Genomic DNA, 17,376 nt, shown 5'->3' with positions numbered 1-17,376 from the left:
TGTCCATGACCGTTGCCGCCCTGGCGATGCTGCTCGCCGCCCAATCCCCCGCACCTGCCCCCGCCGTCGCGCCGGTGCTGACCAGCCCCGATGCCCGCGACGTGCACAGCCATGCCCGGCCGCTCGAGGCGCGGGTCACCCATGTCTCGCTGAACCTCTATGCCGATTTCGACACCCATGTGATGCGGGGCATCGCGACCCTCTCGGTCGATGCCAAGCCTGATGCCAGGCAACTGGTCGTCGACGATAACGGCCTGCGCATCGTCACCGTCACCGACGCGCAGAATCGTCCCCTGCCCTATAGCGTGGGCCAGGCCGACAAGGTCCATGGCGCGCCGCTGACCATCACGCTGAACGGCAATCGTACCGTCAAGATCGCCTATGCCTCGACGCCCGGTGCCAAGGCGCTGCAATGGCTGTCCCCCGAACAGACGGCGGGCAAGAAACAGCCCTATCTGTTCAGCCAGGGCGAGGCGATCCTCAACCGCAGCTGGATTCCGACCCAGGATTCGCCCGGCATCCGCCAGACCTGGGACGCGACCATCAACGCCCCCTGCGCCCTGACCGTGGTGATGAGCGGCGAGCGGACCGGCGAGACGCCCTGCGCCGATGGCCGCCACACCGCCAGCTATCGCATGGACAAGCCGGTCTCCCCCTATCTGATCGCGCTGGCGATCGGCGACTTGAAGTTCAAGCCGCTCAGCAAGAATACCGGCATCTGGACTGAGCCCGCGAAGCTCGACAAATCGGCCTGGGAGTTTGCCGGGCTCGACAAGTTCGTAACCGCCGCCGAGGGGCTGTACGGCCCTTATCGCTGGGGCCGGTACGACGTGCTGGTCCTGCCACCCAGCTTCCCGTTCGGTGGCATGGAAAACCCCATGCTGACCTTCGCCACGCCGACGGTGTTGGCGGGCGACCGCAGCCTCGTCAGCCTGATCGCCCACGAACTGGCGCATAGCTGGTCGGGCAATCTGGTCACCAACGCCACCTGGGACGATTTCTGGCTCAACGAAGGCTTTACCAGCTATTTCGAGAACCGGATCATGGAGTCGATGTACGGCAAGCGCCGCGCCGACATGGAGGCCGACCTCGCCTGGACCGACATGATGAACGCGGTCCGGGAAGCGGGCGGGCCGCAGTCGCCCGACACCAAGCTGCACCTCGATCTCGACGCCAAGCGCGATCCCGACGACGGCATGACCCAGATCGCCTATGACAAGGGCGCGACCTTCCTGCGCACCATCGAGTCGGTCGTCGGCCGCGCGCGCTGGGACGCGTATTTGCGCAGCTATTTCGACCGCCACGCCTTCCAGCCGCAGACGAGCGCCGGTTTCCTCGCCGATCTGCGCAAGAACCTGCTCAAGCCCGGCGAAGCGGAGAAGATCGGCCTCGACCAATGGGTCTATCAGCCCGGCATCCCCGCCAATGCGGTCCATGTCCGCTCCGACGCCTTCCCTGCGATCGACGCGGCGGCCAAGGCCTTTGCGAAGGGCGGCCCGGTATCGGCGGTGCCGGACACGGTCACGACCCAGGAATATGTCCGCTTCCTCGACCAACTGCCGCGCACATTGCCCGCCGAACGCCTGGCGGCGCTGGACGGCCGGTTCCACTGGAACGAGACAGGCAATAGCGAAATCCGCTTCGCCTGGCTTCGCCTGGCGCTCGCCAACCGCTATCCGCCTGCCACCGCCTCGGCCGAGCAGTTCCTGACCGCACAGGGCCGCCGCAAGTTCGTCGCGCCGCTGTTCCAGCAGCTTCAGGGACAGGGTGAATGGGGCCAGGCGCTGGCCAAGCGAATCTACGACAAAGCGCGTCCCGGCTATCATTCGGTAACGCAGGTGACGGTCGATCGCCTGCTCGGACGATAAGCCGAGCCTCTTGAGCGGCGAAACGAGGAACGAAAAACTCGTTTCGCCGCCGAATTTTCAAGTCACCGCCGCCGCAACACCGTTCACCGGATATGGTTCCGGCGGCGCTTTCCAATCGGTTTAGCCCCGGTTAATCGACACTCACACCGACATTCCGACCGGGGGGTCCAGTGAAGTTCAAGGCATTCGCAGTGCGATTCGCGCTGATGGCATCGTGCGGCCTGATGATGGCCACCCCCGCTGCCGCGCAGTTCTGGCAGTGTGCGACTTATGCCCGCGAAGTTTCGGGCATCGACCTTCACGGTAACGCCAACACTTGGTGGAGCCAGGCCGCCGGTCACTATGATCGCGGTCACACCCCGCAGGAAGGCGCCGTCCTCGCCTTCGAAGCCACCCGCCGGATGCGCGTCGGCCATGTCGCCATGGTCAGCAAGGTCGTCAGCGACCGCGAGGTCCTGCTCACCCACGCCAACTGGTCGCGCCGCGGCGGTATCGAGCGCGATGTCCGCGCGGTCGACGTTTCGCCGAACAATGACTGGTCGATGGTCAAGGTCTGGTACGGCCCCAATGGCGGCCTGGGCACCTCGGCCTATCCGACCAAGGGCTTCATCTATGCCAGCCACAACAAGGATGGCGTCGCCGACCTGCCCGCCACCCAGATCGCTTCGAACGACAGCGGCCGGGTCAGCGGTATCCTGACCTTCGCCGCCCCGACCGAGTAAGAACAGTCTGATCTAAGCGGCAGGCCGCATCAGGCCGCCCGGAACGTCATCGCCACGCCGTTCATGCAGTAGCGCTTGCCCGTCGGCTTGGGCCCATCGTCAAAGACATGGCCCAGATGCCCGCCGCAGCGGCTGCAATGCACCTCGACCCGCTCCATCATCAGCGACCGGTCGGAGTCCGTCCCCACCGCATGGGGCAAAGGCGCCCAGAAGCTCGGCCAGCCGGTGCCGCTATCGAATTTCGTCTTGGACGAGAATAACGGCTGCGCGCAGCCCTTGCAGGCGAAGATGCCGCTGCGATGCTCGTCGTTGAGCGGACTGCTATAGGGTCGCTCGGTCCCCTCTTGGCGCAGGACGTGATAGGCCGCCGGTCCCAGCTTCTGCTTCCACGCCGCATCGCTCATCCTGACGGGAAAGTGCTCCGCCGCCTCGGCCTCATGGCCACAGGCGGACAGGCCCACGCCCAAGGCACCCAGCCCGACCAGCGAGAGGAAATGGCGGCGATCGGAAAAGGATACGGTCATGGTGGCAAGATAGGGCGGACAGACCAGCACGATAAGGCCCCACCCTCAATCCTCCCCATCTCCGATGGGGAGGGGGACCGCCGGGCGTCAGCCCGGTGGTGGAGGGGCGGGTCGGCGTCCCCTTGCCCCTCCACCATCGCTGGCGCGATGCTCCCCCTCCCTAAGCATAGCTTGGGGAGGATCAGGCCCCCTTGCGCCGCCAGAAAGGCCGCGTGCTCCCCGATTGCAGTACGCCCCGCCGGAACAGCCGCGCGCCCAGCGTCACGAACAGCGCGACCCACAGCGCCTGCCACGCCAGCGCCACCGCGTGCGGCCAGAGCGAATCGCTCGCCGCCGCGACGCCCGCCATGGCGAAGGGCGAGGACAGCGGAAACACTTCCGCGACCAGCGCCAGCCAGCTGCCGGGCTGCGACAAGCCGCTCAGCGTCAGGGTGAACATGCCGACCTGCACGATGGTGATCGGCAGCGAGAGCATCTGGATCTCGCGCATGGTGGATGCCTGCGCCCCGATCGTCAGGAACACCGAGCCGAGCAGCAGATAGGCCATGGTGAAATAGGTGACGAACAGCAGCGTGAACATCGGCAGGCCAACGGCGGGCGACAATTCGCCGACCATCCCGGCAAAAGCGGGTGGCAGCATGCTCGTCACCTGACCCAGCACCGTGCCCCAGAAGGTGATGAACAGCACCGCCACGCCGAACATGCCGAGCAGCTTGCCCAGGAACACCGCCTCCAGCGGCACGGCGGCGGCCAGCACCTCGATCACCTTGTTGGAGCGTTCCTCGGCCATGGTGCCGACGACCTGCCCCGCGAGGAACAGGGTCAGGAAGAACACGCCGAAGACCGCCAGGAACGCGGTCTGGTTCTGCCCGCCCAGTGTCGCGCGCTGACGCGAGAAGGGCAGTTTTCGGGCTGTGACCTTGGGCAATTCGCCGCCCAACCGCTCGGCCGACAGCGCGCCGCTGGCCAGCACCGCCAGATAGTCCGCCGCCCGCGTACCCCGCGCGCCATAGAGGATCGTCGGCCGATCGAGCGGACCGTATAGCACGGCGGTCGCGTCATAGTCGGGCGACTCGAATGCGGCGCGTGCCTGGGCCGCCGGGTCGCGCGCGGGGGGCAGCGTCACCAGCTCGGGCGGCTCCTCGTCGCGGCGGAAGACGGTGCGCGACTGGCGATCGGCCGCGGCAAAGGCCTTGGCGACCGTATCGGGCACGATCGCGACGATGCGCACCCGGTCGGTGCCATGGTCCGCCGCCTGCGCCGCGCCCATCGCGCCGATGGTGCTGAACGCCACCATGATGAGCGGTGCGAACAGGAACAACAGGAAGATCGGCGTGTAGACGGTCGCGATGAAATCGCGCCGCGCGATGGTCATGGTCTGGCGGATCAATCGGCGGGTCGGGCTCATGCCGCTTTCTCCTCAACGGATTCGCCGACGATCCGGACAAAGGCTTCGTGAAGGCTGGGACGCTCGATCGACAGGTTCAGGATGCCCGCCCCCGCCGCCAGCAGCTGGCCCAGTATCGGCTCGATCCCGTCTTCGGGCAGCGGGAAACGCCAGTCCGCGCCTTCGCGTACCGCATCGGTGGGCAGCAGCGCGGGCGTCACCCGATCCGGGTCACGCGGGCGGTAGCGGACCCGCGCGGTCAGGGTGCTGCGCGCCTCGTCCACCGTCCCCTCGAACCGGCGACGTCCGCCCGCGATGATGGCAAGGCGGTCGCACAGCCGCTCGGCATGGGCCATGACATGGGTGGAGAACAGGATCGTCGCGCCCCGGTCGCGCTCGCCCAGGATCAGCGCCTCCAACCGTTCCTGGTTGACCGGGTCCAACCCCGAAAAGGGCTCGTCCAGCACCAGCAGCTTCGGGCGATGCACCACCGAGCCGAGCAGTTGGACCAGCTGCGCCATCCCCTTGGACAATTTGCGGATCTTGCTGTCTGCGGCATGGCCGAGCCCGGCCTGTTCGAGCAGTTCGACAGCCCGCGCACGGCCCGTCTTCCAGTCCAACCCGCGCAGCGCGCCCATGAAGGCGATCGCCTCGCGGGCCTTCATCGCCGGATACAGACCGCGTTCTTCGGGCAGATAGCCGACCAGATCGCTGGCATCGCGCGGATGGGCCTGACCGAGCAGGCGGCGCTCCCCCTCATCGGGTTCGATGATGCCGAGCAGCATGCGCAGCGTGGTCGTCTTGCCCGCGCCGTTGGGGCCGAGCACCCCATATACCGCGCCGGTCGGGACCGCGATGTCGACGCCGTCGACGACCCGCCGGTCACCGAAGCGTTTGGCGAGGCCCGAGGCGCTGACCGCCCACTGATTATCCACGCGCCCCTGATTATCCACGCGATTGTCCCTCCCTGATCCCCTGTGGTAGCGGGCGTATGTGGCGCAAGACAAGCTGGAAACCCGGATCAAGGCAAAGGCGGCCGAACTGGGCTTTGCCGCGGTCGGCATCACCCATGCCGATGCCGCGCCCCGGACCGTCGAACGGCTGCGCCAATGGCTGGCGGAGGGGCGGCACGGATCGATGATCTGGATGGCCGACCGCGCGCACCAGCGGCAAAGCCCCGCAAGCCTGTGGCCCGAGGTGAAGAGCATCATCTCGCTCGGCGTCAGCTACGCCCCTGCCGAAGACCCGATGCGGCTGGCGGATCGGGGGCGGATCGGGCGCATCTCGGTCTATGCGCAGGGGGCAGACTATCACGATGTCGTGAAGCGCCAGTTGAAGGCGCTGGGCCGCTGGCTGGCGCAGGAGGGGGCCTGCGACCTGAAGGTCTTCGTCGACACCGCGCCGGTGATGGAAAAGCCGCTGGCCGAGGCGGCGGGGCTGGGCTGGCAGGGGAAGCATACCAATCTCGTCAGCCGGGAACATGGCAGCTGGCTGTTCCTGGGCGCGATCTACACCACGCTGGCGCTGGAGCCCGATGCGGTCGCGCGCGATACGTGCGGACGCTGCGATGCGTGTCAGCGCGCCTGCCCGACCGATGCGTTTCCCGCGCCCTATCAACTCGATGCGCGGCGCTGCATCTCCTATCTCACCATCGAACATGCCGGGCCGATCCCGGAGGAATTCCGGGAAGCGATCGGCAACCGTATCTATGGCTGCGACGACTGTCTGGCGGTCTGCCCGTGGAACAAGTTCGCGGCCGCCGCGCAGGCGAACATGGCCTTCCATCCCCGCGCCGAGCTGACCGCGCCGGAGCTGGGGGATTTGCTGTCGCTGGACGATGCGGAATTTCGGCAGGTGTTTTCGGGGTCGCCGATCAAGCGGATCGGGCGCAATCGGATGATCCGCAATGCGGCCATCGCGGCGGGCAATAGCGGCGCGGCGGACCTGGTGCCGGTGTTGCAGCGGTTGTTGGGCGATGCCGATCCGGTGGTGGTGGAGGCCGCGGAATGGGCCTTGGGGCGGTTGAACGCATAACCCTCGTCATTGCGAGCGGAGCGAAGCAATCCAGATGTCCGGGCAAGACGCCCTGGATTGCTTCGTTCCGCTCGCAATGACGGAGGGGGCGTCAATCCACCCAGTCGAGCCCGATATCCTTGTAGACCGAGCGATCCTCGTCCCAGCCCGGCTTGACCTTCACATGCAGGTACAGGTGCACCTTCTGCCCCAGTAGTTCGGACAGCTGCGCCCGCGCCCGCGCGCCGATCTCCTTGATCCGCACGCCGTTCTTGCCCAGCACGATCGCGCGCTGGGTCGGGCGTTCGACCAGGATCTGCTGGTGGATCTCGACCGATCCGTCCTCGCGTTCCTTATACGCCTCGGTCTCGACCGCGCTGGCGTAAGGCAGTTCGGCGTGGAGCTGGAGATAGAGCTGCTCGCGCGTCACTTCGGCGGCCAGCGCGCGCTCGGTCGCGTCGGACACCTGATCCTCGGGATAATGCCACGGCCCCTCGGGCATCAGCGAGGCCAGCCGGGTCTTCAACTGAGGCAGGCCGTCGCCGGTCTGGGCCGAGATGAACCAGGTCTCGTCGAACTTCACGACATCGTTCAGCTTTTCGGCATGGGTCAGCAACCGCGCCTTGTCGGCGATGTCGACCTTGTTGAGGATCAGATGCTTGGGCTCGGGCCGGTGCGCGATCGACTCGGCGATGGCGTGAATCTTCGGGCCAATGCCGCCCTTGCCGTCGACGACCAGCGCCAGGATGTCGGCGCCCTCCGCGCCTTCCCAGGCGGCGGCGACCATCGCCCGGTCCAGACGGCGCTTGGGCTCGAAGATGCCGGGCGTGTCGACCAGCAGAATCTGCGCATCGCCCTCGATCGCGACGCCCAGCAGCTTGGCACGGGTCGTCTGCGCCTTGGGGCTGACGATCGCGACCTTCTGGCCGACCAGCGCATTGACGAGGGTGGATTTGCCGGCATTGGGCGCGCCGACGACGGCAACGAGGCCGCAACGTTGTTCAGTCATGACCGCCAGCGGTACAGGTCCCGCCCCCTTCCCGCAACGGTCCGCCCACATGGACAGAATGTAATGGCCGCATCACGGAACGGCCACCGCCCGTCGCGCATTTTTTCGGCCACGATTTCAACGTCAGGAGAGACGCCATGAAGACCCTTCTCACCGCCCTGTCGGCTGCTGCCCTGTTGACGGTCGCTGGCCCGGCTTCGGCCAAGGGCTGCCTGAAGGGCGCGGCCGTGGGCGGCGTCGGTGGCCATTTCGTCGGCAAGGGCCATGCGGTGCTGGGCGCGGCGGCAGGCTGCGCGATCGGCCATCACCGCGCAAAGGTTCAGGCCAAGAAGCAGGCGGCCGCCGCCAAGGGGCGCTAAGCCACCGCCTGTCGCGAGAGGCCTGAGCGCAAGACTCGGGCCTCTCTATCGAACCCGCCTTACGCCTTCAGCTTCGCCAGCAGCGCCTTGGCAGCGGCCGTTTCGGCCTCCTGCTTGTTGGCCCCCGACGCGCTCGCCTCGGCGGTGCGGCCGATCCGCACCGTCACGGTGAAGCGCGGCGCGTGATGCGGCCCCGACCGGTCGGTCACGACATATTCGGGTGCCTTGCGGTTGTGCGCGGCGGCCCATTCCTGAAGCGCGGACTTGGGATGCTGCGGCGCCTTGCCCTGCGCATGCACCCGGTCGCCCCAGGCCTTGCGGACAAAGATACGCGCCGCCTCCAGCCCCGCCTCGCGATACCAGGCCCCGATCAGCGCCTCCATCACGTCGCCCAGCACATTGTCGCTGTCCGAAGCGCCATCGTCACGCGCCTGCTTGCCCAGCCGCAAATGCTCGCGCACGCCCAGATCGCGGGCGACATCGGCACAGACCGCCCCCGTCACCAGCGAGTTGAGACGCCGCGACAGCTGCCCCTCGGGCTCGGCGGGGAATTGCTCCCACAACCATTCCGCCATGATGAGGCCGAGCACCCGGTCGCCCAGGAACTCCAGCCGCTCGTAATTTTCCGCCGCCTGGCTGCCATGGGTCAGTGCACGGTGGAAGGGCGCGGTGTCGCCGGGCGCGCGGCCGAGGATCTGCGCCAGCCAGTCATCCACGCTGCTCAAAACCCGCCTCCGATCCGATCCCAGCGGGCGGCCGACACCCAGGTCCAGGGCTTGATCCATTCGGCCGAACCATCGGTCGAGAAGAAGACGACGGCGGCACGCCCCTCCAGCCGGTTCATCGGGATCATGCCCATGCCACGCGGCGGCGCGAAGCGGCTGTCCGCCGAGTCGTCGCGATTGTCGCCCATCAGGAAGACATGGTCGGCCGGGACCCGGTACACGCCGGTATCATCGGCCTCGGGGAAATTGCCCTGGTCGAGCACATTGTAGCTCTTGCCATCGGGCAGCGTCTCGCGAAACTGCGGATAGCGGCAGACCGGCTTGCCCGCGATCGTGTCGAGGAACGCCCCGCATTTGTCGGCGGTGAAATTCGGGGTCAGCGGCAGGATGAAGTCGGCGATCCGCTGCTTCGGCACCGGGCGGCCGTTCAGGATGACCTGGCCGTTCGTAACCTGAATGGTATCGCCCGGCAGGCCGATCACCCGCTTAATGACGTCATGATCGTCGGGCTCCGGCGAGCGGAACACCACCACGTCGCCCCGCGCCGGATCGCGGCCCAGGATACGGCCGGGCAGCAGCGGCAGGCCGAAGGGAAAGGACCAGCGCGAATAGCCGTAATTCCACTTCGTCACGAACAGATAGTCGCCGATCAGCAGTCGCGGCAGCATCGATTCCGATGGAATGACGAACGACGTCACGATGAAGCTGCGCAGGATGAAGACGAACAACGCCAGTTTCAGAAAGAAACGCAGCGTATCCTTCGCCTCGGACTTTTGCGGCGATGTCGGAGGAGTGTCGGCCATGGCCAGCGGGTTCGCGCAAGCCGTCCTTTACGTCAAGTAGCGCCGTCGAGCGGCCCGCCCCCTTTCGTGCCGCTTCGGTCGCGGCTAGGGGAACCGCCCCTGTCCTCATCGGTACATCCCTGCACGCATGACCGATTTCATCCTCAACCTCATCGCCTGGGGCGGCTATTTCGGCATCTTCCTGTTGATGGCGCTGGAAAATATCGTGCCCCCTATCCCGTCCGAGGTCATCATGGGCCTGGGCGGCATGGCGGTTGCGCGTGGCGACATGGCAATGATCCCACTGATCCTGTGGGGAACCGCAGGCACGACGATCGGCAATTATGCCTGGTATGCGGTCGGCCGCTATATCGGTTACGAGCGGTTCCGGCCCTTCGTCGACCAATATGGCCGCTGGCTGACCATGGAGTGGCGCGATGTCGAGCGGCTGCACCTGTTCTTCGTGCGGCATGGCGGGTGGGTGGTGTTCGTGTTCCGCTTCATGCCCGCCTTTCGCACGATGATCTCGCTGCCCGCCGGGATCACGCGGATGCCGCTGGGCAAGTTCCTGCTCTGGACCTTTGCGGGCAGCACGATCTGGAACGCGATCCTGGCCTATGCCGGACTGTGGCTGGGTGCCAATTTCGAGGCGATCAACCGCTATGTCGGCCCCGCCGCGATCGTCATGACGGTGGTGATGATCGGCGGCTATCTGTGGCGGGTGTTTACCTGGAAACCGCGCGGGGAACGCTAGTCAGGCGCGCGGATGCGCCGTCCGATAGATGTCGAGCAGATGCGCGGCATCGACCGCCGTATAGATTTGCGTCGAGCTGAGGCTGGCATGGCCGAGCAGTTCCTGAAGCTGGCGCAAGTCCGCCCCGCGCCCCAGCAGATGCGTGGCAAAGCTGTGGCGCAGCGCGTGCGGCGTGGTTCGTGCGCCCAGCCCCAGCCGCTCGCGCGCCGCCTGGACCGAGCGACGGATGATCGCGGGCGATAGCGGCCCGCCCTTCGCCCCCCGGAACAGCGGTTCGTTCGGCGACAGCGGATAGGGGCTCTGGGCAGCATAGGTCTCGATCGCCACCCGCAATTCGGGCAGCAGCGGCACGATGCGGGTCTTGCCCCGCTTGCCGGTCACCCGGATCGTCTCGCCCAGCGGCAGGATGCTGGCGGGCAGCGCCATCGCCTCGCCGATGCGCAGGCCCGCACCATAGAGCAGCAGCAACACCGCCCAGTCACGTGCCGCGATCCAGGGCTCGGCGGCATTCTCGGCGATATCCTCGCCCAGTGCCATGATATCGGCGGGCGCCTGGGGACGCGGGATGCTCCGTTTGCGACGCGGCCCCTTGAGGGCGGGCGGCGCGACCCCGGCCCAGTGCAGGAAGGTCCGCACCGCCGACAATTCGCGTGCCGTGGACGCGGCGGTCAGCCCATCCCCCCGCCGTGCGGCGAGAAAGGCGCGCAGATCGGCAGCCGTCAGGCGGGCGAGCGCCGCGCCGTCGATGACCTCGCCCCAATGCTCGCGAAGGAAACCGCACAGCCGCTCGGCAGTGGCGACATAGGCGCGTACCGTATGGTCGGACCGGCGCAGGTCCACGGTCAGATGGCGGTAATAATCGGCGATCAGCACGGTCATGGCTGCGAAACGATGGCAGGCGGCGGCTTGGCGGCAAAGATAAATCGGTTAGGATTCAGATGAAACGGCCGTCATAAAGTCCATGATTACGCCCATTTCCTCCGCCTCTCCGATCCGCTTCGATCCGCAGTCGAGCCGAGACGCGTCGGCGTCGGCGTCGGCGGCATCGCCATCGCCGTTCGACAAGCCGATCGGACCGACCACCATCTCGATCTCCCGCGAGGCGTTCGAGGCCCTGAAGGCTCTGGAGAAGGGGTATGTCGCGGAACCCGAAGACCCGGTGACCTATGACAAGAAGGTCAAAGCGCTGCTTGCCGCCCGTCAGGAGGTGATCGAGCGTGAGACCGCACCCGACATCGCTGCCCCCGCCGCTCCGCTCTTCGACAATCCCGATACCGCCCCGTTTGCCGCCGATGCCGAGCCGCTTTTCAAGATGCTCCGGGACACCCCCTATGGAAGTCAGGATCTGGCAAACGCGCTCGTCAACACCCTGCCTCGGGACGGACAAGGCAGCGATACGACACGAGCTGCCGACTTCGCGTTGATGCGCGTGAAGTTCGCCACGATCACCGACCGATTGATCGCCCCCGAGAATCGCAAGGCGGCGAGCGCCATCTTCGACAAAATGTATGACATGGCGACCACCGCAAAGACCATCGACCAAGGCCTCCTCGCCAAGACGACGAAGATCGCCACTGGTCCGGGCTCGCCCGATCAGCGGGCCACCGCCATCATCAACGAGGTTCGAAGCGCGATCGGTGGAAATCCCGCCACCGATCGGCGCCATGGCGAATTGATCGACATGGCCCTATCCTGGCAGGTATTCGAGAGCAGCTTCCAGGGTAGCAATAACCCGAAAGCCTGAGCGACCGCACGGAAGACACAAAAAAGGGGGCACCTTCCTATGAAAGCGCCCCCTTTTCATGAATCGTAAAAAGGCTCAGTCGCGATCGAGGATCGCGTCTATGGCCGCGCCGACTTCCTCCATCGCCGCCATGCCGTCGACCCGCGTCACGATACCGCGCGCTTCGTAGATCGGCAGGATCGGTGCGGTCTTGGCGCGGTACTCGGCCATGCGGGTCCGCACGGTCTCGGCATTGTCGTCGGGGCGGCGCTTGAACTCGGTCGAGCCGCACACGTCGCATACACCTTCGACCTGGGGCGTCTTGAAGCTGTCGTGATAACCCGCCCCGCACGAGGCGCAGGTGAAGCGGCCGGTGATGCGCTCGACCAGCGCATCCTCGTCGACCGCCAGCTCGATGACATGATCGAGCGACTTGCCACGCTCGGCGAGCAGCACGTCCAGCGCCTCGGCCTGCGCCTCGGTACGCGGATAGCCGTCGAAGATCGCGCCGCCTTCGGCCTCGGCCTGGTCCAGCCGCTCGCCGATCAGCGCCGAGACGATCGCGTCCGACACCAGCTCGCCCGCGTCCATCACCGCCTTGGCCTGGAGGCCGACGGGGGTGCCCGCCTTGACCGCCGCGCGCAGCATGTCGCCGGTCGACAGCTGCACCATGCCGCGCTTGGCCACCAGCCGCTGCGCCTGGGTCCCCTTGCCCGCGCCCGGCGGACCCAGCAGGATGATGTTCACGCTCACGTCACTCTCCCCTCTTGTCCCTGCGATCCGCCCGCGCGCTTAGCGCAGACGGCCACCCTTCAGCTTGGCCTTTTTGATCAGATCGCCATATTGATGCGCCAGCAAGTGGCTCTGAATCTGGGTCACCGTGTCCATCGTCACGTTGACGACGATGAGCAGGCTGGTGCCACCCAGATAGAAGGGAATTTGCAACGCCGAGACCAGATATTCGGGCAGCAGACAGATGATCGTCAGATAGGCCGCGCCGATCACGGTGATGCGGGTCAGAACATAGTCGAGATAGGTCTCGGTGTTTTTGCCCGGACGGATGCCGGGGATGAACCCGCCATAGCGCTTCAGATTGTCGGCCGTCTCCTCCGGGTTGAACACAACCGCGGTGTAGAAGAACGAGAAGAAGACGATGCCCGCACCATAGAGCAGCATGTACACAGGGCTGCCGTGCTGCAGATACTGGTTCAGGCTGATGATGAAGTCGCCCCAGCGGCTCTCACCCGCGACGCGCTGGCCCGCAAATTGCGAGATGGTCAGCGGCATCAGCAGCAGCGACGAGGCAAAGATCGGAGGGATCACGCCCGCCGTGTTGATCTTCAGCGGCAGGTGGCTGCGATCGGCCTGCATGCCCCGCTGCGTCGCGCGCTTCGGATACTGGATCAGGATGCGGCGCTGCGCGCGCTCCATGAAGCAGATGAACAGGACGAGGACGATGACCGCAACGACGATGCCGATCAGACGGACCGGATCGATGCTGCCGGTGCGGCCGCCTTCGAGCAGGTTGACCAGCGTGGTCGGCAGATGGGCGACGATGCCCGCCATGATGATGAGCGACACGCCATTGCCGATGCCACGGCTGGTGATCTGCTCACCCAGCCACATCAGGAACATCGTACCGCCGATCAGCGAGATGACCGCTGCGATGCGGAAGGTCATGCCCGGCTCGATCACCGCCTGGATGCCCTGGCTGGCACCCAGCGTCTCCAGACCCACGGCAATGAAATAGCCCTGGATCGCGGTCAGTAGCACCGTACCGTAGCGGGTATACTGGTTCAGCTTCTTGCGGCCGCTCTCGCCTTCCTTCTTGATGGCGGCGAGCTGCGGTGACAGCGAGGTCGCGAGCTGCACGACGATCGACGCCGTGATGTACGGCATCACGCCCAGCGCGATCAGCGACATGCGGCTGAGCGAACCGCCCGAAAAGGTGTTGAAGAAGTCGAGCACGCCGCCCGTGGTCTTCTGGCTCAGCAGGCCCAGCGCGGTCGGGTCGACGCCCGGCAGCGGAACATAGCTGAGCAGGCGGAAGACGATCAGCGCGCCGATCGTGAACCACAGCCGCTTCTTGAGGTCGGTGGCCTTGGCGAATTTCGCCAGGCTGATGCTTTGCGCCATCTGGTCGGCTGCGGATGCCATAGCTGTTGCGTTATCCTGGAAACGAAAAACGGCGGGATGCGTTTTGAACCGCCCCGCCGCTCATATAGGCGCGAAGACGCGCTTGTCTAACCCGGATGCAAAATCCGCCGCTGTCATCGTGAGCCAGGGCCCTGTGACAGCGGCGGATCTTATCCGGTTCAGGCCTTGGCGGCGAGCTTCGCGGCGCGGGTCTGGCCCTTCTTCGCGGCAGCCTTTTCGGCGGCGGGCACGACGTGCGGCACGTCGACCGAACCACCGGCCTTCTCGACGGCTTCACGCGCCGAGGCCGACACGCCCTGCACGACGAACGACAGCTTGGTGGTCAGCTCGCCCTTGCCGAGCAGACGCACACCGTCCTTGCCGCCACGGGCCAGGCCAGCGGCCTTCAGCGCGGCGTGATCGATCGTGCCGTCGGTCTTCAGCTTGCCCGAATCGACCGCCTTCTGGATCGCGCCCAGGTTCACCTCGGCATAATCCTTGGCGAAGATGTTGTTGAAGCCGCGCTTCGGCAGACGCATGTGGAGCGGCATCTGACCGCCCTCGAAGCCCGCGATGGACACGCCCTCACGGCTCTTCTGACCCTTGACGCCGCGACCACCGGTCTTGCCCTTACCCGAGCCGATACCGCGACCGACGCGGATCTTGGACTTGCGGGCACCCTGGTTGTCGAAAAGTTCGTTCAGCTTCATGATTTGCACTCGCTTTCGCTTGTTTCGCGCATGGCCGTCATTCGGGAAGAATCACGGTCGCTGGATAAAAGGAAGGGGGCCGCATAGCCCCCTTCCCCGTGTTTGTCACTGTTCAATGTGACGGATATGAGTCTGTCGTGACGACAGGGCTCAGTCCACCACCTGAACCATGTGCTGCACCTTGCGGATCATGCCGCGGACTTCAGGGCTGTCCTGAAGCTCGGAGACCTTGTGCATCTTGTTCAGGCCCAGGCCGACGAGGGTCGCGCGCTGGTCCTTGGTGCGGCGGATCGGCGAACCGGTCTGCTTGATCTTGATGGTAGCCATGGTCGCTTACTCCACGACGGCCGCGGCTTCCGCCTCGGCAGTCTGCTGGGTGGCACCGTGACCGCGACCCAGCAGGTCGGCGATCTTCTTGCCACGACGCTGCGCCACCGCCTTCGGCGAAGTCTGGTCGCCCAGCGCTTCGAAGGTGGCACGGATCATGTTGTACGGGTTCGACGTACCGACCGACTTCGTCACCACGTCAGCGACGCCGAGCGATTCGAAGATGGCGCGCATCGGACCACCGGCGATGATGCCGGTCCCCTGCGGGGCCGAACGCACCGTCACGCGGCCCGCACCGAAATGGCCGTTGCCATCATGATGCAGCGTGCGACCGTCCTTCAGCGGAACGCGGACCATCGCCTTCTTGGCGGCAGCCGTCGCCTTCGAAATGGCTTCCGGCACTTCGCGCGCCTTGCCATGACCGAAGCCCGCACGTCCCTTGCCATCGCCGACCACGACGAGCGCGGCGAAGCCGAAACGCTTACCGCCCTTCACGGTCTTCGAGACGCGGTTGATGTGGACGAGCTTTTCGATCAACTCTTCGCCCTGCTCCTCAGGTCCACCACGACGATCGTCGCGACGACCACGGTTGCCGTCACGGCCACCACGGCCGCGGTCACCGCCGCCCGGACCACGGCCACGGCCGCCCCGGGGACCACGACCCTGGGTCGCGTCCTGCGCGGCGCCTTCGGCACCGGCAACGGCCACGTTGTTCTCGTCAGCCATATTAGAACTCCAATCCCGCTTCGCGTGCCGCCTCGGCCAGCGCCTTGACGCGACCGTGGAACAGGAAGCCGCCACGGTCGAAAACGACCTGCGTGACGCCGGCGGCCTTGGCCTTCTCGGCCACGCGCTTGCCGACTTCGCTCGCCGCTGCGACGTTCGCGCCCGACTGGCCGCGTGCGTCCTTTTCCAGCGTCGAAGCCGAAGCCACGGTACGACCGGCCTCGTCGTCGATCACCTGGGCATAGATATGCTTGCCCGAGCGATGCACCGACAGGCGCGGACGGGTGCCCGCACGCGCACGCAGCGCGGTACGGTTGCGCCGACGGCGCTTCTCGAAAAGAGAGAGACCCTTGGTCATTACTTCTTCTTCCCTTCCTTGCGGAAGATGAACTCGCCGTCGTACTTGATGCCCTTGCCCTTATACGGCTCGGGCTTGCGCCAGCGGCGGATCTCGGCGGCCAGCTGGCCGACCTTCTGCTTGTCCGCACCGCTGATTTCGACGGTGGTGGCGTCCGGCGTCTTCACTTCGAGGCCTTCCGGCACGTCGATGTTGACGTCGTGGCTGTAGCCGAGCTGCAGCTTCAGGGTCTTGCCCTGCGCGGCGGCGCGGTAGCCGACGCCGGTGATGACCAGCTTCTTCGAGAAGCCAGCGGTCACGCCGGTGACGAGGTTCTGCACCATGGTGCGCTGCATGCCCCAGAAGGCGCGGGCGCGCTTCGTGGCGTTGGCAGGCTGCACCGCGATGGCGTCCGCCTGGACGTCATAGGTGATCTCGTCGGCGAGCGGCATGGAGAGGGTGCCCTTGGGACCCTTCACGCTCAGCACCTTGTCGGCGATGGTCGCGGTGACGCCGGCCGGAACCGGGACCGCCTTCTTACCGATGCGGCTCATCAGAACACCTCCGCCAGGACTTCGCCACCGACATTCTGCTCACGCGCTTCGGCGTCCGACAGAACGCCACGCGGCGTCGACACGATGGTGATGCCCAGGCCGTTGCGAACGCGGGGAAGATCCTGCGCGCCCGAATAGATACGGCGGCCGGGCTTCGACACGCGCGCGACATGCTTGATCGCGGGCTGGCCTTCGAAATACTTCAGCTCGATGCGGATGCCGGCCGCGGGGCCCATCTGCTCTTCGCTGTAGCCACGGATATAGCCCTCGCGCTGAAGCACGTCGAGCACGCGGGCCCGCAGCTTCGACGCAGGCGTCAGGACGGAGTCCTTGCGCGCGCGCTGGCCGTTGCGGATGCGGGTGAGCAAGTCACCCAGGGGATCGGTCACTGCCATCTCAAATGGTCCTTACCAGCTCGACTTGGTGACGCCGGGGATCTGGCCCTTGTTGGCCAGTTCACGCAGCATGACGCGAGCGAGACGGAACTTGCGGTAATACGCACGCGGACGACCGGTGATCTCGCAGCGATTGCGGATACGGGTCGGGTTGCCGTTGCGGGGGATCTCGGCCATCTTCAGGCGCGCGATCAGACGCTCGGTCTCATCGAGGCTCTGGTCGTTCGCGATCGCCTTCAGCTTCGCGTACTTGCCCGCATACTTCTTGACGAGAGCGCGACGCTTCTCGTTCTTATTGATTGAACTCAGTTTCGCCATGGACTTA

23 protein-coding genes are annotated in these 17,376 nt (G+C 66.0%); 6 read left to right on the top strand and 17 right to left on the bottom strand.

Going from position 1 to position 17,376, the window contains the following annotated elements:
* The first annotated feature begins 5 nt into the window (after positions 1-5).
* Positions 6-1,868: a M1 family metallopeptidase gene (locus tag U1H82_RS14795; protein ID WP_322965706.1), complete on the top strand. Its 1,863-nt coding sequence runs from the start codon at positions 6-8 to the stop codon at positions 1,866-1,868.
* 206 nt (positions 1,869-2,074) lie between these two features.
* Positions 2,075-2,590: a CHAP domain-containing protein gene (locus U1H82_RS14790; RefSeq protein WP_322965882.1), complete on the top strand. Its 516-nt coding sequence runs from the start codon at positions 2,075-2,077 to the stop codon at positions 2,588-2,590.
* A 29-nt stretch (positions 2,591-2,619) separates the two neighbouring features.
* On the opposite strand, the gene msrB is transcribed toward U1H82_RS14790, so the two are convergent.
* The 3 genes from msrB to U1H82_RS14775 form a co-directional block, all read right to left on the bottom strand.
* Positions 2,620-3,114: a peptide-methionine (R)-S-oxide reductase MsrB gene (gene msrB, locus U1H82_RS14785; RefSeq protein WP_322965881.1), complete on the bottom strand. Its 495-nt coding sequence runs from the start codon at positions 3,112-3,114 to the stop codon at positions 2,620-2,622.
* 181 nt (positions 3,115-3,295) lie between these two features.
* Positions 3,296-4,522, bottom strand: a complete 1,227-nt coding sequence (locus tag U1H82_RS14780) for an ABC transporter permease (RefSeq protein WP_322965705.1) — start codon at positions 4,520-4,522, stop codon at positions 3,296-3,298.
* A complete protein-coding gene (locus U1H82_RS14775) occupies positions 4,519-5,436 on the bottom strand; it encodes an ABC transporter ATP-binding protein (protein ID WP_322965880.1) in 918 nt (305 codons plus the stop codon). Before U1H82_RS14775 ends, U1H82_RS14780 begins: the two co-directional genes overlap by 4 nt.
* Positions 5,437-5,494: 58 nt before the next feature.
* Between U1H82_RS14775 and queG the strand changes: the two genes are divergently transcribed.
* Positions 5,495-6,535 (top strand): tRNA epoxyqueuosine(34) reductase QueG, encoded by a 1,041-nt coding sequence (queG, locus tag U1H82_RS14770; RefSeq protein ID WP_322965704.1) that lies wholly within the window; start codon positions 5,495-5,497, stop codon positions 6,533-6,535.
* Between the two features lie 91 nt (positions 6,536-6,626).
* Here the strand turns inward: queG and era are convergent, their stop codons facing one another.
* Entirely contained in the window at positions 6,627-7,523 is an 897-nt protein-coding gene (gene era, locus U1H82_RS14765) for a GTPase Era (RefSeq protein WP_322965703.1), read from the bottom strand.
* A gap of 137 nt (positions 7,524-7,660) precedes the next feature.
* Between era and U1H82_RS14760 the strand changes: the two genes are divergently transcribed.
* The gene (locus U1H82_RS14760) at positions 7,661-7,882 is read left to right on the top strand and encodes a hypothetical protein (RefSeq protein ID WP_042486527.1); all 222 of its coding nucleotides are present in this window, start codon (positions 7,661-7,663) and stop codon (positions 7,880-7,882) included.
* 59 nt (positions 7,883-7,941) lie between these two features.
* Here U1H82_RS14760 and rnc read toward each other — a convergent pair whose 3' ends face one another.
* Together rnc and lepB are read right to left on the bottom strand one after the other, a co-directional pair.
* Positions 7,942-8,667 (bottom strand): ribonuclease III, encoded by a 726-nt coding sequence (gene rnc / locus U1H82_RS14755; RefSeq protein WP_322965702.1) that lies wholly within the window; start codon positions 8,665-8,667, stop codon positions 7,942-7,944.
* Positions 8,604-9,410, bottom strand: coding sequence for a signal peptidase I (lepB, locus tag U1H82_RS14750; protein WP_322965701.1), 807 nt, complete (start codon positions 9,408-9,410; stop codon positions 8,604-8,606). Before lepB ends, rnc begins: the two co-directional genes overlap by 64 nt.
* A 127-nt stretch (positions 9,411-9,537) precedes the next feature.
* Between lepB and U1H82_RS14745 the strand changes: the two genes are divergently transcribed.
* Complete coding sequence (locus U1H82_RS14745) at positions 9,538-10,143, top strand: DedA family protein (protein ID WP_322965700.1); 606 nt, start codon at positions 9,538-9,540, stop codon at positions 10,141-10,143.
* Here the strand turns inward: U1H82_RS14745 and U1H82_RS14740 are convergent, their stop codons facing one another.
* Positions 10,144-11,022 carry a tyrosine recombinase XerC gene (locus U1H82_RS14740; protein ID WP_322965699.1) on the bottom strand — a complete coding sequence of 293 codons (879 nt, stop codon included), beginning with the start codon at positions 11,020-11,022 and terminating at the stop codon, positions 10,144-10,146.
* 48 nt (positions 11,023-11,070) lie between these two features.
* A complete protein-coding gene (locus U1H82_RS14735) occupies positions 11,071-11,229 on the bottom strand; it encodes a hypothetical protein (protein WP_322965698.1) in 159 nt (52 codons plus the stop codon).
* A 73-nt stretch (positions 11,230-11,302) separates the two neighbouring features.
* Here U1H82_RS14735 and U1H82_RS14730 point away from each other — a divergent pair, with 73 nt between their 5' ends.
* Positions 11,303-11,887: a hypothetical protein gene (locus U1H82_RS14730; RefSeq protein WP_322965697.1), complete on the top strand. Its 585-nt coding sequence runs from the start codon at positions 11,303-11,305 to the stop codon at positions 11,885-11,887.
* A 75-nt stretch (positions 11,888-11,962) separates the two neighbouring features.
* Here U1H82_RS14730 and U1H82_RS14725 read toward each other — a convergent pair whose 3' ends face one another.
* The 9 genes from U1H82_RS14725 to rpsN all read right to left on the bottom strand — a co-directional run bounded on the left by U1H82_RS14725 (position 11,963) and on the right by rpsN (position 17,369).
* Positions 11,963-12,613, bottom strand: a complete 651-nt coding sequence (locus U1H82_RS14725; protein WP_322965879.1) for an adenylate kinase — start codon at positions 12,611-12,613, stop codon at positions 11,963-11,965.
* Positions 12,614-12,658: 45 nt separating this feature from the next.
* Positions 12,659-14,023 (bottom strand): preprotein translocase subunit SecY, encoded by a 1,365-nt coding sequence (secY, locus tag U1H82_RS14720; RefSeq protein ID WP_322965696.1) that lies wholly within the window; start codon positions 14,021-14,023, stop codon positions 12,659-12,661.
* A gap of 158 nt (positions 14,024-14,181) precedes the next feature.
* Positions 14,182-14,712, bottom strand: coding sequence for a 50S ribosomal protein L15 (rplO, locus tag U1H82_RS14715; RefSeq protein ID WP_042491202.1), 531 nt, complete (start codon positions 14,710-14,712; stop codon positions 14,182-14,184).
* Positions 14,713-14,862: 150 nt separating this feature from the next.
* Complete coding sequence (rpmD, locus tag U1H82_RS14710; protein WP_042491154.1) at positions 14,863-15,039, bottom strand: 50S ribosomal protein L30; 177 nt, start codon at positions 15,037-15,039, stop codon at positions 14,863-14,865.
* Between the two features lie 6 nt (positions 15,040-15,045).
* The gene (gene rpsE / locus U1H82_RS14705; protein ID WP_322540288.1) at positions 15,046-15,765 is read right to left on the bottom strand and encodes a 30S ribosomal protein S5; all 720 of its coding nucleotides are present in this window, start codon (positions 15,763-15,765) and stop codon (positions 15,046-15,048) included.
* A 1-nt stretch (position 15,766) separates the two neighbouring features.
* Complete coding sequence (gene rplR / locus U1H82_RS14700) at positions 15,767-16,123, bottom strand: 50S ribosomal protein L18 (RefSeq protein ID WP_007406066.1); 357 nt, start codon at positions 16,121-16,123, stop codon at positions 15,767-15,769.
* On the bottom strand, positions 16,123-16,656 hold the full coding sequence (gene rplF / locus U1H82_RS14695; protein ID WP_042491159.1) for a 50S ribosomal protein L6: 534 nt from the start codon (positions 16,654-16,656) through the stop codon (positions 16,123-16,125). Before rplF ends, rplR begins: the two co-directional genes overlap by 1 nt.
* Positions 16,656-17,051, bottom strand: a complete 396-nt coding sequence (gene rpsH / locus U1H82_RS14690) for a 30S ribosomal protein S8 (RefSeq protein ID WP_058716515.1) — start codon at positions 17,049-17,051, stop codon at positions 16,656-16,658. Before rpsH ends, rplF begins: the two co-directional genes overlap by 1 nt.
* 12 nt (positions 17,052-17,063) lie before the next feature.
* The gene (rpsN, locus tag U1H82_RS14685; RefSeq protein ID WP_042491166.1) at positions 17,064-17,369 is read right to left on the bottom strand and encodes a 30S ribosomal protein S14; all 306 of its coding nucleotides are present in this window, start codon (positions 17,367-17,369) and stop codon (positions 17,064-17,066) included.
* Positions 17,370-17,376 lie beyond the last annotated feature (7 nt).

Origin of the sequence: Sphingomonas fuzhouensis (assembly GCF_034659795.1) — a bacterium.
In the GTDB taxonomy this organism is placed as follows: Bacteria; Pseudomonadota; Alphaproteobacteria; order Sphingomonadales; family Sphingomonadaceae; genus Sphingomonas; species Sphingomonas fuzhouensis.
The sequence above is the reverse complement of the archived record's forward strand: the minus strand, read 5'-3'. Positions and strand labels throughout refer to the sequence as shown.